The sequence below is a fragment of the Bradyrhizobium sp. LB8.2 genome (assembly GCF_040548035.1).
Lineage (GTDB): Bacteria > Pseudomonadota > Alphaproteobacteria > Rhizobiales > Xanthobacteraceae > Bradyrhizobium.
Map to the genome: position 1 here is coordinate 94,417 of NZ_JBEPQV010000012.1, position 14,035 is coordinate 108,451.

14 protein-coding genes and 1 pseudogene are annotated in these 14,035 nt (G+C 62.2%); 11 read left to right on the forward strand and 4 right to left on the reverse strand.

The genetic code is table 11. The features are described from left to right. Nucleotides 1-3 precede the first annotated feature (3 nt). Together ABIB06_RS16910 and ABIB06_RS16915 are read right to left on the reverse strand one after the other, a co-directional pair. Entirely contained in the window at nt 4-3,114 is a 3,111-nt protein-coding gene (locus ABIB06_RS16910; protein WP_354068872.1) for an efflux RND transporter permease subunit, read from the reverse strand. After that, a complete protein-coding gene (locus ABIB06_RS16915; protein ID WP_354046167.1) occupies nt 3,114-4,217 on the reverse strand; it encodes an efflux RND transporter periplasmic adaptor subunit in 1,104 nt (367 codons plus the stop codon). The genes ABIB06_RS16910 and ABIB06_RS16915 overlap by 1 nt, the downstream gene beginning before the upstream one ends. 233 nt (nt 4,218-4,450) lie before the next feature. Here ABIB06_RS16915 and ABIB06_RS16920 point away from each other — a divergent pair, with 233 nt between their 5' ends. From ABIB06_RS16920 to ABIB06_RS16940, 5 genes and pseudogenes are all read left to right on the forward strand, one after another. Continuing rightward, nucleotides 4,451-5,029: a TetR/AcrR family transcriptional regulator gene (locus tag ABIB06_RS16920; RefSeq protein ID WP_247295401.1), complete on the forward strand. Its 579-nt coding sequence runs from the start codon at nt 4,451-4,453 to the stop codon at nt 5,027-5,029. 74 nt (nt 5,030-5,103) lie between these two features. Beyond that, the gene (locus tag ABIB06_RS16925) at nt 5,104-5,904 is read left to right on the forward strand and encodes an SDR family NAD(P)-dependent oxidoreductase (RefSeq protein WP_354046165.1); all 801 of its coding nucleotides are present in this window, start codon (nt 5,104-5,106) and stop codon (nt 5,902-5,904) included. A 378-nt stretch (nt 5,905-6,282) separates the two neighbouring features. After that, nucleotides 6,283-6,792, forward strand: a pseudogene (locus tag ABIB06_RS16930) (alpha/beta fold hydrolase); the annotation flags it as partial. A gap of 82 nt (nt 6,793-6,874) precedes the next feature. Then, nucleotides 6,875-7,213, forward strand: a complete 339-nt coding sequence (locus ABIB06_RS16935) for an alpha/beta fold hydrolase (RefSeq protein WP_354125601.1) — start codon at nt 6,875-6,877, stop codon at nt 7,211-7,213. A gap of 134 nt (nt 7,214-7,347) precedes the next feature. Then, nucleotides 7,348-8,034 (forward strand): NAD(P)H-binding protein, encoded by a 687-nt coding sequence (locus ABIB06_RS16940; protein ID WP_354046161.1) that lies wholly within the window; start codon nt 7,348-7,350, stop codon nt 8,032-8,034. A 257-nt stretch (nt 8,035-8,291) separates the two neighbouring features. Here the strand turns inward: ABIB06_RS16940 and ABIB06_RS16945 are convergent, their stop codons facing one another. Beyond that, nucleotides 8,292-8,633 (reverse strand): hypothetical protein, encoded by a 342-nt coding sequence (locus ABIB06_RS16945; protein ID WP_247495113.1) that lies wholly within the window; start codon nt 8,631-8,633, stop codon nt 8,292-8,294. Nucleotides 8,634-8,958: 325 nt separating this feature from the next. Between ABIB06_RS16945 and ABIB06_RS16950 the strand changes: the two genes are divergently transcribed. Both ABIB06_RS16950 and ABIB06_RS16955 read left to right on the forward strand, forming a co-directional pair. Next, nucleotides 8,959-9,426, forward strand: coding sequence for a MarR family winged helix-turn-helix transcriptional regulator (locus tag ABIB06_RS16950; protein WP_354046159.1), 468 nt, complete (start codon nt 8,959-8,961; stop codon nt 9,424-9,426). A 122-nt stretch (nt 9,427-9,548) separates the two neighbouring features. Continuing rightward, nucleotides 9,549-9,761 (forward strand): hypothetical protein, encoded by a 213-nt coding sequence (locus tag ABIB06_RS16955; RefSeq protein ID WP_354046550.1) that lies wholly within the window; start codon nt 9,549-9,551, stop codon nt 9,759-9,761. Here ABIB06_RS16955 and ABIB06_RS16960 read toward each other — a convergent pair. Next, nucleotides 9,668-10,111: an ABC transporter substrate binding protein gene (locus ABIB06_RS16960; RefSeq protein ID WP_354046157.1), complete on the reverse strand. Its 444-nt coding sequence runs from the start codon at nt 10,109-10,111 to the stop codon at nt 9,668-9,670. The two genes, ABIB06_RS16955 and ABIB06_RS16960, sit on opposite strands and share 94 nt — an antisense overlap. Before the next feature lie 315 nt (nt 10,112-10,426). Here ABIB06_RS16960 and ABIB06_RS16965 point away from each other — a divergent pair, with 315 nt between their 5' ends. From ABIB06_RS16965 to ABIB06_RS16980, 4 genes are all read left to right on the forward strand, one after another. After that, entirely contained in the window at nt 10,427-10,963 is a 537-nt protein-coding gene (locus ABIB06_RS16965) for a DUF4142 domain-containing protein (RefSeq protein ID WP_354046155.1), read from the forward strand. Nucleotides 10,964-11,423: 460 nt separating this feature from the next. Next, the gene (locus ABIB06_RS16970) at nt 11,424-11,819 is read left to right on the forward strand and encodes a response regulator (protein WP_354046153.1); all 396 of its coding nucleotides are present in this window, start codon (nt 11,424-11,426) and stop codon (nt 11,817-11,819) included. A gap of 88 nt (nt 11,820-11,907) precedes the next feature. Then, complete coding sequence (locus ABIB06_RS16975) at nt 11,908-12,696, forward strand: alpha/beta fold hydrolase (RefSeq protein WP_354046151.1); 789 nt, start codon at nt 11,908-11,910, stop codon at nt 12,694-12,696. Continuing rightward, nucleotides 12,697-13,878, forward strand: a complete 1,182-nt coding sequence (locus ABIB06_RS16980; RefSeq protein ID WP_354046149.1) for a PAS domain-containing sensor histidine kinase — start codon at nt 12,697-12,699, stop codon at nt 13,876-13,878. Nucleotides 13,879-14,035 lie beyond the last annotated feature (157 nt).

The following is a 14,035-nucleotide window of genomic DNA, read 5'->3' on the forward strand; positions in this document are numbered from 1 at the left end:
GCCTTATTCGGCAGCCAATGCTGGCTGCAGTTCCGGCCTCTTGGGTGAAACCTCATGCATGTCATCTGCGGTCGGCTTGATCCGAAACCACGCGGCATAAAGCGCAGGAAGGAACAGCAGAATCAGAACCGTTCCGACCGCGGTGCCGCCGATCAGCGTGTAGGCCATGGATCCCCAGAAAACGGAATGCGTAAGGGGGATGAAGGCCAGCACGGCTGCAAGCGCGGTCAGGATCACGGGCCTCGTACGTTGTACCGTGGCCTCGATGACGGCGTGATAGTCGTCAAGGCCAGCGGCAAGGTTCTCCTTGATTTGGTCGGTCAAGATAAGTGTGTTGCGCATCAGGATGCCCGCCAGTCCTATCAGGCCAAGAATGGCGTTGAATCCGAAGGGCTGGTGAAAAATCAACAACATCGGCACGACGCCGGCGAGGCCAAGTGGTCCGGTCAGCACGACCATGGCCATCATCGAGAAGGATCGCACCTGCAGCATGATGACGATCAGCATGGCGGCAATCATGACCGGAAAGATTGTCGCCAACGCGTCGTTGGCTTTGGTTGCCTCCTCGATCGATCCGCCCAGCTCGATGCGATAACCGGCCGGAAGAGATGCGATCAGCGGCTGAAGAGCCGTCTGGATATCCTTGGAGACCTCCGGAGGCTGAGTTGCCTCGTTGATGTCCGACCTGATCATGACGACGGGGGTGCGGTCGCGACGCTTCATGATCGGTTCTTCAAGCTGGACTTCCGAATGGCCCACCTGGTCGAGCGGAACGGCGCGGCCGTCTCGGCTCATCAATGAGAAATCCGCCAGTCGCGTCGGATCCAGCCGCTCGCCGCCGGCGCTGCGCGCCACGATGGGGACATTGCGAATGTCCTCGCGGACCTGTGTCACGGCGATGCCAGTGAGAAGGAACTGGAGTTGCCGGCCCACTTCCGCGGGCGAAAGTCCGATGAGGTTCAGCCGGTCTTGATCAGGGATGAAGCGGAGCACGGGCGTGCGATCACCCCAATCGCGGTTCGCCTGGCGCACATCGGCAACGCCACGCATGATACCGAGCGCCTTTTCAGAGATAGCGTACAATTCCGCTGGGTCAGGCCCCATGATCCGAAACTCGACGGGGAATGGCGTATAGGGTCCGAACACGAGCTGCGTGACGCGCACATTCGCCTCAGGCGCAAGCCCATCCGACACCGCCTGTCGGAGCCGATGCTTCAAGACCTCGCGGGCTTCAGCGTCCGGTGTCAGCACGACGATCTTTGCGAAGGCCGGATCGGGCAGCTCCGGCGCCATCGCGAAAAAGAAGCGCGGCGCACCCTGACCGACATAGCTCGTGACGATCTTGGCCTCCGACTGGCCTTCCAGCCAGCGTTCAAGCTTTGCGACGGTGGCGGTCGTCGTCCCGATGCTGGTGCCTTCCGGCAGACGGACCTCCACCAGCACTTCAGGGCGGTCGGACGTCGGGAAGAACTGCTGTTTGAGGCCACCCATGCCGGCGACGGAAAGCGCGAAAGCGACCGCGACGACGCCGCAGGTCATGAACTTCTGGCGCACGACGAAGGTAATGAGAGCGCGCAAGCGCCGATAGTTGGGCGTACCGTAAATCGCGTGGTGGCCGCCTTCGATCGGCTTGATCGCGGGCAGCATCTTGACGCCGAGATAGGGCGTGAAGACGACCGCGACGATCCAGGAGACGATGAGAGCGAACCCCACGACCCAGAAGATGTTGCCGGCGTATTCGCCGGCCGTCGAGCGGGCGAAGCCCACCGGCAGGAAGCCTGCGATCGTCACGAGTGTTCCGGACAGCATCGGTGCCGCAGTGTGGCTCCAGGCATAGGCTGCCGCCGAGATGCGGTCCATGCCCTCTTCCATTTTCACCACCATCACCTCGATGGCGATGATGGCGTCGTCCACGAGAAGGCCAAGCGCCAGGATGAGGGCGCCCAGCGTGATGCGGTCGAAGAAACGGCCGGTCTCCAGCATGATGAGGAACACGACGGCAAGCGTCAGTGGGACGGCAGCCGCGACAACGATGCCGACGCGCCAGCCGAGGCTGAGCAGGCTCACCAGCAGCACCACGCCGAGCGCCATCGCAAACTTCATCATGAATTCGTTCACCGATGAGGAGATGTTGACGGCCTGGTCGCTGACCTTTGCCAACGTCATCCCGAGTGGCAGTGTCCGGGAGATCGCTGCGGACCTCTCCTCCAGCGCCTTGCCGAGCGCGAGACCATTCCAGCCCTCCTGCATGACCGCCGCGAGCATGATGGTGGGCTCGCCCTGGTGCCGGATGAGGTAGGTGGGAGGATCCTCGTAACCGCGACGGACTTCGGCGATGTCGGAAAGCTTCAGCGTTCGCCCGGCTGCGACGATCGGAGTGTCGGCGATCGCCTGGACGCTGTCATAGGCCCCCTCGACCCGGATGAAGACCTGCGGCCCCTTGGTATCGATCGAGCCCGCGGGTGTGACCGTGTTCTGCCGCTGCAAAGCGGCAACGATATCCGTTGCCGATACGCCGAGAGTTGCCAGTTTGGGATAGGAGAACTCGACAAATATCTGCTCGGGGCGTTCACCGAGGATGTTGATCTTCTTGACGCCGGGCACGTGCAGGAGATCCTGGCGAATGGTCTCTGCTTGCCTGGCGAGCTCCCGCATCGGCATGCCCTTGGCCTTCAGGGCATAAAGGGCGAAGCTGACGTCCGAATATTCGTCATTGATGAAGGGGCCGAGCACACCGGGGGGCAGCTTGCGCGCTTCATCGCCCAGCTTCTTGCGGGCCTGGTAGAATTCCTCCTGCACGCTCGATGGCGGTGTGTTGTCCTTCAGCGTCACGGTCATGTACGCATAACCCGGCCGTGTGGTCGTCTCCACCCGGTCGTACCAGGTCAGTTCCTGAATCCGCTTCTCGAGCGGTTCGGCGACCTGGTCCTGCATCTCGCGTGCGGTCGCACCCGGCCACACGGTCGTGACCGTCAGGGTCTTGATGGTGAAGGAGGGATCCTCGGCCCGTCCGAGCATGAGGAAGGCGTAGGCCCCCGCGGCCGCCAGCAAAAGCAAGAAGAACAGCGTTGCGGCCCGTTCACGGACTGCGATCGCCGAAAGATTGAAGCTCATCAGTTGCTCCTGTCTTGAGAGGCTGTCCTGACGTGAGCGTCCTCCTGCAGGAGATGTGCGCCCAGAGAGACAACCCGATCACCGGAGCTCAGGCCGGAGATAACGGCATTTTCGCTGGTCACACGCACAAGCTTGATGGTCTGAAAACGGACGGTCGAGGTGCCGCCGTCGAACACCCAAACGCCGGTCTTTCTGCCGTCGTCGAGCACGGCTCCCAGCGGCACCTGAACTTCCGGCTGGCTCCCCTGGCTTGCAAGCCGAATGGTGATCGTCGCGCCAAGCGGTGCCGCCGCGGCCTCACCATCGAGCACGTAACGTGCCTCATAAGTGCGGGTCTGGATATCGGCGGAATCCGACAACTGCCGCAGATGCGCAGTAAACCGCCCATCGCTCCCATACAGGCTCGCCTCAGCGAGCGAGCCGATCGCCGGCCGGATCGTTTCGGGGAGCGCCACCACAGCTTCGCGAGGACCGGACTGCGCGACCCGAACGACCGCTTGGCCGGCGGACACAACTTGTCCCGGCTCGCCCAGCGTTTGGGTGACCGTACCATCCGCATCGGCCACCAGGACCGAATAGGTCGCCTGGTTCTCGGCAACCCCGGCGTCGGCTTCCGCCGCGGCAAGCTGCGCTTTGGCTGTATCCGACGCGGCCTTCGCCTGCTCGTAGCGCTGCTTGGAAGTCCATCCGTCGCTGACCAGGTTGGCGTATCGCCGCTCATCGGCGTCGGTCTGAACGACAGCTGCACGCGCAGCGGCGACGGCGTTGCGCTTCGCTGCGAGCGCCAGGCGGAGGTCGGTTTCGTCGATCCGCATCAGCGGCTGCCCGGATTTGACCTGCTCACCGACACTGACGAGCCGCTCGACGATCTTACCGGCGACGCGAAAACCGAGATTGCTTTCCACCCTCGCCCCGATGGTGCCGGTGAAACCGCGTTCGGATCCGCCGACCGGCGCGGCCATCGCGAGACGAACCATTGGGGGCTCTTGCCTGGGGTCACCGACCGCAGAGGCTTCCCGGGGCGGGATCCCGAGGGCAACGAAGGTCGCCACCCCGGCCGAGATCAAAATACCAGCCAAAACCGCAAAACCCCGCATCCTCATGTCAATCTCCCAATTTAGATTTCGTCCGAACTCTGTATTCCGTTTAGATTTCGAACGCAATCTAAAAAGGAAGGGAGACAAAGAAAATGTGATTCCGGGCCCTCGGGCGACGTTAAGAGCGCCGGCTGAAGCCCTCCACCAAAGAGATTCGGCGTTGGGGCCCCTTGATAGATTGCGCTCGGCTTCTATATTGTCGTATTAGAGTTCAAATGCAATCTAAGTTGGAGGTGCCAATGCGAGTCAGTCGCGTTCAGGCCGCGGAGAACCGCAAAACCGTGATCAATGTGGCAAGTCGCCTCTTCAGGGAGCGCGGCTTCGATGGCATCGGGCTCAAGGATCTGATGGAAGGGGCGGGGCTAACCCAAGGCGCCTTCTACAAGCAATTCGCGTCAAAAGAGGATTTGGCTGTCGAGGCGTCCAGGCGAGCATTGGAGAGCGCGTCGGGCCGATGGTCGGACGCGGCTGCTCAGAATCCCGATGATCCGCTGAGCGCGGTGATCGGGTTTTACCTCAGCGGCGACCATCGCGGAGAAAAGATGGACGGCTGCCCCATCGTGGCACTCGGCTCAGACGCCGCCCGACAGGGCCCCGAGGTGAAGGCGGAATTCGAAGCAGGAATCAAGGCGCATCTCGACGTGCTCGACCGCTTTCTCGCCGGGGCCGGCGACGAGGCCTCCCGCAGCAAGGCCATGGCCATTCTCGCGACGATGGTTGGCGCGGTGACGCTATCGCGCGTGATCAACGATCCTGATCTGGCGCAGGCCGTTCTGGATGCCGCGGCGAAACAGGTTCGCGGCGCCGCCGCAGCTTGAAAGGATGGGCCAGTGTTTCTGATTGAGATCTGGCCGAGCCCCATTCGCTGACCAACTAGATGAGGACGAGAACGATGTCGAATGAAGCAATGAACAGCTTCGCCGGAAAATGGGCGCTGGTCACGGGAGCGTCGAGTGGCCTCGGTCTTGAATTCGCAGATCTCCTGGCGGCGCAGAAAGTCAATCTCGTCTTGGCGGCTCGACGGCGGGAGTGGATGGAAAAGCTTGCCTCCGATCTCCGCAGCAAATACGGGGTGGATGTGCTCGTCGAGGCGATCAATCTTGCCGCGCCGAGCGCGGCCAGCCGCCTGAAAAGCAGTCTCGACGCGAGGTCGGTGACGATCGACATCTTAGTGAACAATGCCGGATTCGGCTTGCACGGCGATTTTTTGGACACGCCGATCGAGCAGACCGCGAACATGATCCAGCTCAACATCACGACGCTCACAGAGCTGACCTATCTTTTCGGACGCGACATGTCCAAGCGGCGGTCTGGACATATCCTTCTGGTCGCCAGCCTCCTGGCTTTCCAGGCCGTTCCCAGCTACGCGGCCTATGCGGCGACCAAGGCTTATGTACTCGCCTTTGGCGAGGCCCTGCATGACGAACTCCGCCCGCACGGCGTGGTCGTTACCAGTCTCTGCCCGGGGCACACCGCGACCGGTTTCGATGCGGCGGCCGGCGCAACCACATCGGCCATGCTGCGGCTCCTCACCATGAAGCCGCGTCCGGTTGCCGAGAGCGGCGTTCGGGCGCTCTCGCAAGGAAAGGCCATGGTGATCCCGGGCCTGGCGAACAACATGGCTGCCTTTTCAAATCGCCTGACGCCGCGATCGATGCAAAGGGCCACGATGAAAAGAATCATGGACGCTTGACGCCTGGAGCGGTTGCGGCGCTGTGGAAAAGCGTAGGCCTCTGTCGAGCACCCGTCCGAGCTGGCTCGCCTGACATTGGCGGCAGCGCATCCATGAACAGCGATAGCGAACGCCGCCGCCTCCGAATCTATCCGCGCCGAGGCGGAGCGACTTGACGCAAAGCGCGTCTTCCTCATTGCCAGTCGGACCCTGAACTCCAACACGGACGAGATCGAGAAGATCAGGCACTCCGTAAGACGAAGCCGATATCGTCGATCTGCTGCGAATGGCCGCGTAGCAGTGGCGCCTCGCTCGTGGGGCCTCTAATCGGGAAGCGCGCGCTCGCTCGTTCAGACAGGCTCTACGAAGGAAAACCCGAGCATGAACGCCTCCGCTTCAATGGCCCAACAACGGCACGCCGATAGTCCAGGGCGCTCGCGGGAGAACTCTCTGGCGAGCGGCCATATCCGCAACCGCACGGTTCACGCCAACGGGCTCGATTTCCCGATTCTGGAGGCTGGACATGGTCCCCTCGTGCTCTGCCTGCACGGCTTTCCCGATCATGCGCAGAGTTGGATCCCCTTTCTCGATCGCCTCGAGCGAGAAGGATATTGGGCGGTGGCGCCGGCGCTCCGTGGATATTGGGTCGGCGGCGCTGCACCGGACGGGTCGTACCGCGCCTTGGCAACAGGTCAGGACGTACTAGCGCTCATCGAATCGCTTGGAGCTGAGCAAGCCGTTCTCGTCGGCCATGATTTGGGCGCACGTGCAGCCTACGCTGCGGCAAGCCTCGATGCGGGACGCGTCCGCAAGCTTGTCGGGCTGGCCGTGCCCTATGGAAAGGGACTGGCGTCGGCGTTCGTTGCCGACGGTGATCAGCAGCGGCGAAGCTGGTACATGTTCTTCTTCCAGACACGTCTGGCCGAGATCGCCGTTCAGCTGAACGACTTTGCATTCCTCGACCGCCTGTGGCGGGAATGGTCACCGGGCTATGTGCTGCCAGCTCCGGCTCGATCTGCACTCAACGAGGCCTTTGCCCAGCCCGGCCTCCTCACGCAGGACTCTGGCCTATTATCGGCAGTTGTTCGCCCCGCCATCCGACGCGGCAGCGCAAGCTCTCGAGGCTCTCGCGACTGGCCCAATTACTGTCCCGTCGCTCTATCTTCATGGGGCAGACGACGGCTGCATCTCCGCCCAGCTTAGCGAAGGCATGGAGGCGGCGTTCACAAATGGTCTTGAGCGTGTCGTGATGCCTGAAGTCGGGCACTTTCTCCATCTTGAACAACCCGACGCCGTCTTCGACCACATCCTCCGCTTCATGAGAGCCTAACTGATCCCGCGCGCGAGGATCGGACCTGTCGACGAACCACTCGGTCACTCAGCCAACAGGACAAATCGATGTCGAAGCGGCCCCCAATATTGATCACCGGTGCCGGTGGCGAGGTTGGCTCTGTCAGCAGGACGATGATCAAGATGCTGCTGCAGCAATATCCGGTGCGCGCCTTCGTTAGGACGGACGACGAGCGGGCTGAGGCGCTTCGACAGGCCGGAGCCGAGGTATTCGTCGGCGATCTTCTTAATGCCTCCGATGTCGCGGCTGCCCTGAAAGGTTGTCGCCGGATCTACTTCAGCATGAGCTTGAACCCTTACTATAGCGACGCGACCATCCTGATGGCCGCCGCTGCGCGTGCGCAAGGCGGCATCGAGGTTTTCGTGAACATCTCGGAGTTCGAGCAGACCTTCATGACGTTCGATCGAATGACCGCCGAGCGGGAGGCGCGAATAGCCTGGCTGGGCGGATCTGTCGCCGAGTGGTCGCCGCAACAGCGGGCACATTGGGCGTCGGAGCAGGCGTTGCAATGGTCTGGTCTCCCGGTCGTCAACATCCGAGCAACGATGTTCGCCGAGAACCCGATCCTTTCCTGGTTTCCGCTCAAGCAATTGCTGAGTGCGGGCGAACTTCATCTGCCGTTTGCCACGCAGAAGATCGCGCCAATCGCTGCCTATGACGTTGCGGAACTTTGCGCGAAGATCCTGACCGACCCGCCGTCGCACATATCAATGTCGTATGCGCTCACGGGACCGGTGTTGAAGGACATGCACGGGTTTGCTGAGGACTACGGCGCCGCGCTGGGGCGCCAGGTTTCGTAGTACCCCAGGACCTGGACGCCTGGATCGGCACATACATCAACAGGGCTCTGGCATCTCGCAATCCGCACATTGCGGACCACCTGAAAGCCATCACCCGCCTGGTCGCAGGCGGACGTTATGACGTTGTCACCGATGAGCTCGAGCGATTGCTTGGGCGCGCTCCAAAGACCGTCCAATGGGCTCTCGAACACAACCCGCGTATCCGCAAAGCACTGGAGGGCGCATGATCGGCGTGACTGCGGCTCGAGCCCCACATGTCACATCATGGTGCCCGGCAAAAAGCAGCGCACCCGCGGGTGGCCATCAATGTAGTAGTTCCAAACCATAGTTCGCCCGACCTTGTTAGGCTGTGTGATCACGGCCCCGTCCGGCACCATCACCCACTCATTGTTGATGCGCACACGATAGTGGCCGTGGTCGGATTCCCAGTCGACATCCGCGACGAAGTATCCATCCGCATCCGAGCAGCACTGCCCAAAGTCGCTGGACAGGCTTTCGAACCAAGGCTTCAGTGGTGAACCGGTGTAGCGCCCATCGTCACGCGCCAGCGCGGAGGTGGCCAGCATGATCAGGCCCAGCGACAAGCCCATGCGGTTCATAGCGCGCAGCCCGGGTTTCCAGCCATGTACAAATCCACGTGGCGCACGAGAGCTCTGAGCTTGGAGACCTGTCGGATCAGCAGCTCGCATACGGCATGATCGACAGTCCCTGCGGCATCCGAGATCAAGACAGGAAAATCCATATCTCCTCCTCCGGAGCCCCCAGCGAGCCGGGGCGGCGTCGGGCAGAAATAGGGGCATATCAAACTATATTGGATATACAGCAGGAGGAGCCCTCGTTCAACTGGTCCCTCGGATCCCGCCGCTCTGGAACTATCGACAGCAAACACGCGCGGGTGATATCTTGCGCATCGGAGGGGGATCGATGACGAGAGCAGCTGTAGGAGCATCGAATTTCGTTGATGACCCAGCGCGCTGTAACTGCAATCAGGTCCGGCGCGCAGCCCGTCGTCTCTCCCGCTACTATGACCTCGCCCTCGCCCCGACTGGGCTCAAAGCGACGCAATATAGTCTGTTGAGCTATCTGGTGACGTCGGGGCCAATGACGATGGCGCGTCTCGCCAAGCTGATGTCCATGGACCGCGCCACCACAGGCCATAACCTCAGACCGCTGGTGCGTGACGGTTTCGTTGAAATTTCAGTCGGCGAAACTGACCGGCGGGAACGGATCGTTACCGTCACAAAGCTGGGTCACAGAACGCATACCAGAGCCCTGGCCGCATGGCGCCGCGCGCAGACCGCCTTTGAAAAGGTCGTGGGCGAACGGGAGGCCTCTGATCTCCGCGATTTGATGAACCGAATCGTTGACCTTCCTCTTCCCGACCCTGAGTAGATCGCATGATCCAGTTCAGCCGACAACGTGAGCTCAAGCTGGTCAATGAAATCCTGGTCGCGTTTCTTGACTCCGCAGCCGCAGAGCACTCAAGTGTGGACAGTGATGTTGAGGGGGGTGTCATGGAGCAGGAGTTCTACAGAGGCCTGGCCCAACGGGTCCGCGGTATGGCCGAAAAGGCTGATCCGTTCACCCGGCGTCGTCTCCTGGATCTCGCAAAGCGGTACGACTCCAAGGGCGGTCAGCGGTCGGCATCCGGACCCGCCGAGCGTCCGCTGCCGGTGCCGCGCACGAAGCCGCCTGCATCAAGCTTCTCCGGACCCGGCGAGGCCTGACGCCCACGCCCCTGCTCGTTCTTGATGGTGGCGCAGCGCGCCCTGACGAGGCAGCCCACCACGGCAAGGCTCGGCCTCAACTCCCGTGCGGCCTCCAGTTGCCTCACGACGATTGCGCTGGCTTGCGAGGTCGTGCCGGTCACGTTGGCTCCCGGCCGGTTGAGGCTGGCCACCAGGCCGAGTTGCACCGGATCGCTGCCGATGGTGAACACGACAGGCACGATTTCCTTGCCGCGTTTGGCAGCCGCTGCGACACTCGGGCCAGCCGCCCGCCCGTGGATCAACTCGGCGACCAATGCCGGCAGCCGATCGTTCTGGCCATCCGCCCCGATGCCAATTGGGGTTCCCACTCCGCGGCCGACGCTAGTTGCTGGTCCTCTGGGCACATCAGTTCGAACGCCTGAAACTTCGAGGCAACCTCCTTTGGACTGGTGCAGCCAGGCCCGATCTTTGTGCCTGCGCCGCGATCAGGAGAGACGTCGTTTCTGAGGAAACTTCCGCTCATCACGACGTTTGAAGCCTGCTGCCCCCGTCACATGCAAGGAGACTTTCAAATGCTCGAACGACGCATTCTTCCCGCCGGCATCGCTGCGACAATGGCCGCGCCGGCTCTCGCTCAAACCGCCGGCAAAGAAAGGACGAATGACGCCTCCAAGGACTCGTCGATGTCTCAAACCACTGGCGCAGGAACCGGCACGATGGGGGATGCCGAGCAGAAGCACATGACGGACACGATGGCCGTGGGCTCGATGTCGCTGCTCGCCTCGCGTGTGGCGGTCAAGAAGGTCCGCGACGACGACATCAAGGAGTTTGCCGAATTCGAGGTCGCCGAGCAGGAAACCATTGCCGACGTGCTGATGTCGATGATGGACCCGAGCAAGGCGACAGGTAAATCGAATCCGCCGTCCGAGTCCGAGGCTCGCAAGCACGTCCCGCAGGACCAGCAGGCGACGCTGCAGAAGATGGAGCAGATGGAGGGCAAGGAGTTCGAGACGGCCTATGTCCGCGCGCAGACCGAAGGCCATCAGAAGCTGCTGCGCATTCAGGAGACTTATCTCGCGAGCGGCAAGGATCCGGCCCACATCAACGTGGCCAAGCTGGCGCGTGGGCAGATCAAGGAACATCTGCAATTGCTGGCGGACCTGCACGACGACGACGACAAGAACGCCACAACAGGTCGATCATCACGCGTCAAGAAGTAAGGCACCTGAGAGCCACAGCTTCGGCCATGCGTGGCGCGCCGGAGCGGCTCGCCGCTGGCTTCGACTTTGGCGCCGCCGCCTGCGGTCAGGAGCTTGCCCGTAGTCCCTGCTGCAGCGCGCGGAGAGGCGGCGGGAAAGCGTCGGCTGGCTGATGGGCGTACCGGCTTTTTCCAAGGCAGCAAGTATCTGGCCGGCCGTCCGGGCGCCGGCCTTGTGGCGGCCAGAATGGCAAGACCGTATCGCCCACGGTCCTGTGAGTGTGCATCGCGGGCCACCTTACAACGAATAGCCAATTGACCGCGGCCGTCAAAATCAGGGAACGCTGCAACCACCGTTTGTCGCTGCCCCCGAGGGTTCCCGACGCCCGCGACTTGCCTAGGCAAGGTGAAGCGTTTTCCGCTATCATCACGGGTCGTGGACTCCAGGTGTCCTTGAGAATGAGAGATGCGCGAGGATGCAGTTGAGCAACTCCCAAGAGGCCGCAGGAAGACCGAAAATCCTCCTGGTCGAGGACGAAGATCTTCTCCGCGAGATGCTTGAGGAGACCTTGAAGGAGGCAGGTTACGGCGTCGTATGCGCCGCATCCGGCGAGGAGGCCGCGGATCTGCTGGGTGGGGCGCCGCTACCGCGAGCTCTCATCACCGACATCAATCTGGGCCGCATCAGGATGGACGGCTGGACGCTCGCCCGTCTCGCACGCCAGCATGATCCGGGCTGCGGGATCCTCTACGTCTCCGGCGATAGCGCCCATCGGTGGACCTCGAACGGCGTGGCGTGCAGCGTCATGCTATCCAAGCCCTTCGCACCCGCGCAGTTGGTCGAGGCTTTGTCGGATCTCCTGATCCGGAAGTCCTAATCACCTGCCGACTCCAAAAAGGATGCCCGTCAAGTTGCCCCTAGGCTTGTCCAAAGAATGATAATCGCCTGAAGCGAAGGAGAATTGGGTGTCAGTCGAATTCCGCAACAACGTTCAGGTCCGTGGCCGCGGTGAGCGTGCCATGATGTTCGCCCATGGTTTCGGATGCGATCAGAACATGTGGCGCTTCGTGGCGCCGGCCTTCGAGGCGGAATTCAGCACGGTGCTGTTCGACCACGTCGGAGCCGGCCGCTCGGACCTCGGCGCTTACGACCGCCGGAAGTATTCGGCGCTGTCCGGCTATGCCGACGACGTCGTCGAGATCGGCCGCTCGCTGCGCCTGAAGGACGCCGTATTCGTGGGGCATTCCGTCAGTGCGATGATCGGAGTGCTTGCCGCGATCAAGGATCCGGAACTGTTCGAAAGCCTGGTGCTGGTGGGGCCTTCGGCGCGGTACATCGACGATGGGGACTATGTCGGTGGCTTCAGCGCCCAGCAGATCGAAGAGCTTCTTTCGTTTCTGGAGGAGAACCACATGGGCTGGTCGGCGCAGATGGCGCCCGCCATCATGGGCAATTCCGATCGTCCCGAACTCGGCGAGGAGCTGACCAACAGCTTCTGCCGTACGGATCCCGCGATCGCCAAGGAGTTCGCCCGGGTCACGTTCCTGTCCGACAATCGCGCGGACTTGGCCAAGGTCAACGCTCGAACGCTGATCCTCCAGTGCAGCGAAGACATCATCGCGGGGCAACAGGTGGGTGCGTACGTCCAGCGCAATATCCCGAACAGCAAAATGGTGACCCTGAAAGCAACCGGCCATTGTCCCAACCTGAGCGCGCCCGAAGAAGTCGTCGCCGCAATTCGAGATTTCGTCTGAGTGAACAACAATCATCCTGCCGACAGCGATTTCGAAGACCTCTACGAAAACGCGCCTTGCGGGTACCTCTCGATTCGTCCGGACGGCCGTATCGATCGGGCGAATCGGACCCTTGCGGGCTGGATGGGGTACCAGCCCGATGACCTTCCCGGGATGCGGCTGAGCGACTTGCTCAACATGGCGGGACGCATATTCCTCGAGACCCATGTCGCGCCGCTGCTCCGGATGCAGGGCTTCTTCGACGAATTCGCGCTCGATCTCCTCACGAAGACCGGGGCTCGGCTGCCGGCCATCGCCAACGCCCGCGAGCGGCGGACCGACACGGACGCGCTTCTGTTCACCCGCCTGACGATCATGCGCGCGGCGGACCGGCGCCGCTACGAGCGCGGGCTGATCGACGCCCGCAAGGAAAGCGACGAGCTCAAGACGGTGCTGGAGGAGCGCCTGCAGCAGGAGCGTGAAAACGCAGAACTGCGTGAGCAGTTCATCGCTGTGCTTGGACACGATCTGCGCAATCCCCTCGCATCGATTGCGGCCGGCGCACGGCTGATGCTCAAGGCCAAGACTTCGGAAGACGCGCTTCGGCTCGAGTCCATGATGCAAAGCAGCGTGGACCGGATGGCCAAGATGATCGAGAGCATCATGGACCTGGCGCGAGGCCGCCTCGGCGGAGGCATTACGCTCTCGAAGGCCATCACCGGAATAGAGCCCGTGCTCGATCAGGTCGTCGCGGAGTTGGCCACCGCCCATCCGGATCGCGGCATCGAAACGATGTTCGAGGTTGAGACGCCCGTCTTTTGCGATCCGGCCCGCATCGCCCAGTTGTTCTCAAACCTTCTCGGCAACGCGATCAGCCACGGCGCGCCTGACCGCACCGTGCGGGTCGAGGCGAGCGCCAAAGCAGATAAGTTCGAGCTTTCAGTCGCCAACGCAGGCGCGGCCATTCCGGAAGACGCGCGCAAGCGCCTGTTTCAGCCATTCTACCGCGGAGAGGCGCAGGGGCATTCGCAGGGACTTGGGCTGGGCCTCTATATCGCGGCGGAAATCGCCAAGGCGCACGGTGGCACGATCGAAGTGGATTCGTCCCAGACGGAGACCAGGTTCACGTTCCGGATGCCACTGGAAGGCGACGGGTCGCTGCGGCCTGGTCCCAGTGGAGACCGGCCGCGTCCCGCGGGATAGAAAGCATCGAGAGCGTCTGGGCGCTGCCCATGATTTGATCCAGACAAGCCAGCGAAAATGCGGCGGCCGCGCCAGACCAACGCGCTTTCTTCTCGATAGCGTTGAGGTCAGTGATGTCGGGCGTCGTTGGAAATTGGAGGCGACGTAGACCCCGCCT

Excerpts from the sequence above, each read along its gene's own strand:
- ABIB06_RS16955 (WP_354046550.1), top strand. The coding sequence starts at position 9,549 with ATGGAGCAGGAGTTCTACAGAGGCCTGGCCCAACGGGTCCGCGGTATG.
- ABIB06_RS16920 (WP_247295401.1), top strand. The coding sequence starts at position 4,451 with ATGCGAGTCAGTCGCGTTCAGGCCGCGGAGAACCGCAAAACCGTGATC.
- ABIB06_RS16940 (WP_354046161.1), top strand. The coding sequence starts at position 7,348 with ATGATCAAGATGCTGCTGCAGCAATATCCGGTGCGCGCCTTCGTTAGG.
- ABIB06_RS16965 (WP_354046155.1), top strand. The coding sequence starts at position 10,427 with ATGTCTCAAACCACTGGCGCAGGAACCGGCACGATGGGGGATGCCGAG.
- ABIB06_RS16915 (WP_354046167.1), bottom strand. The coding sequence starts at position 4,217 with ATGAGGATGCGGGGTTTTGCGGTTTTGGCTGGTATTTTGATCTCGGCC.
- ABIB06_RS16910 (WP_354068872.1), bottom strand. The coding sequence starts at position 3,114 with ATGAGCTTCAATCTTTCGGCGATCGCAGTCCGTGAACGGGCCGCAACG.
- ABIB06_RS16945 (WP_247495113.1), bottom strand. The coding sequence starts at position 8,633 with ATGAACCGCATGGGCTTGTCGCTGGGCCTGATCATGCTGGCCACCTCC.
- ABIB06_RS16950 (WP_354046159.1), top strand. The coding sequence starts at position 8,959 with ATGACGAGAGCAGCTGTAGGAGCATCGAATTTCGTTGATGACCCAGCG.
- ABIB06_RS16935 (WP_354125601.1), top strand. The coding sequence starts at position 6,875 with ATGTGCTGCCAGCTCCGGCTCGATCTGCACTCAACGAGGCCTTTGCCC.
- ABIB06_RS16925 (WP_354046165.1), top strand. The coding sequence starts at position 5,104 with ATGTCGAATGAAGCAATGAACAGCTTCGCCGGAAAATGGGCGCTGGTC.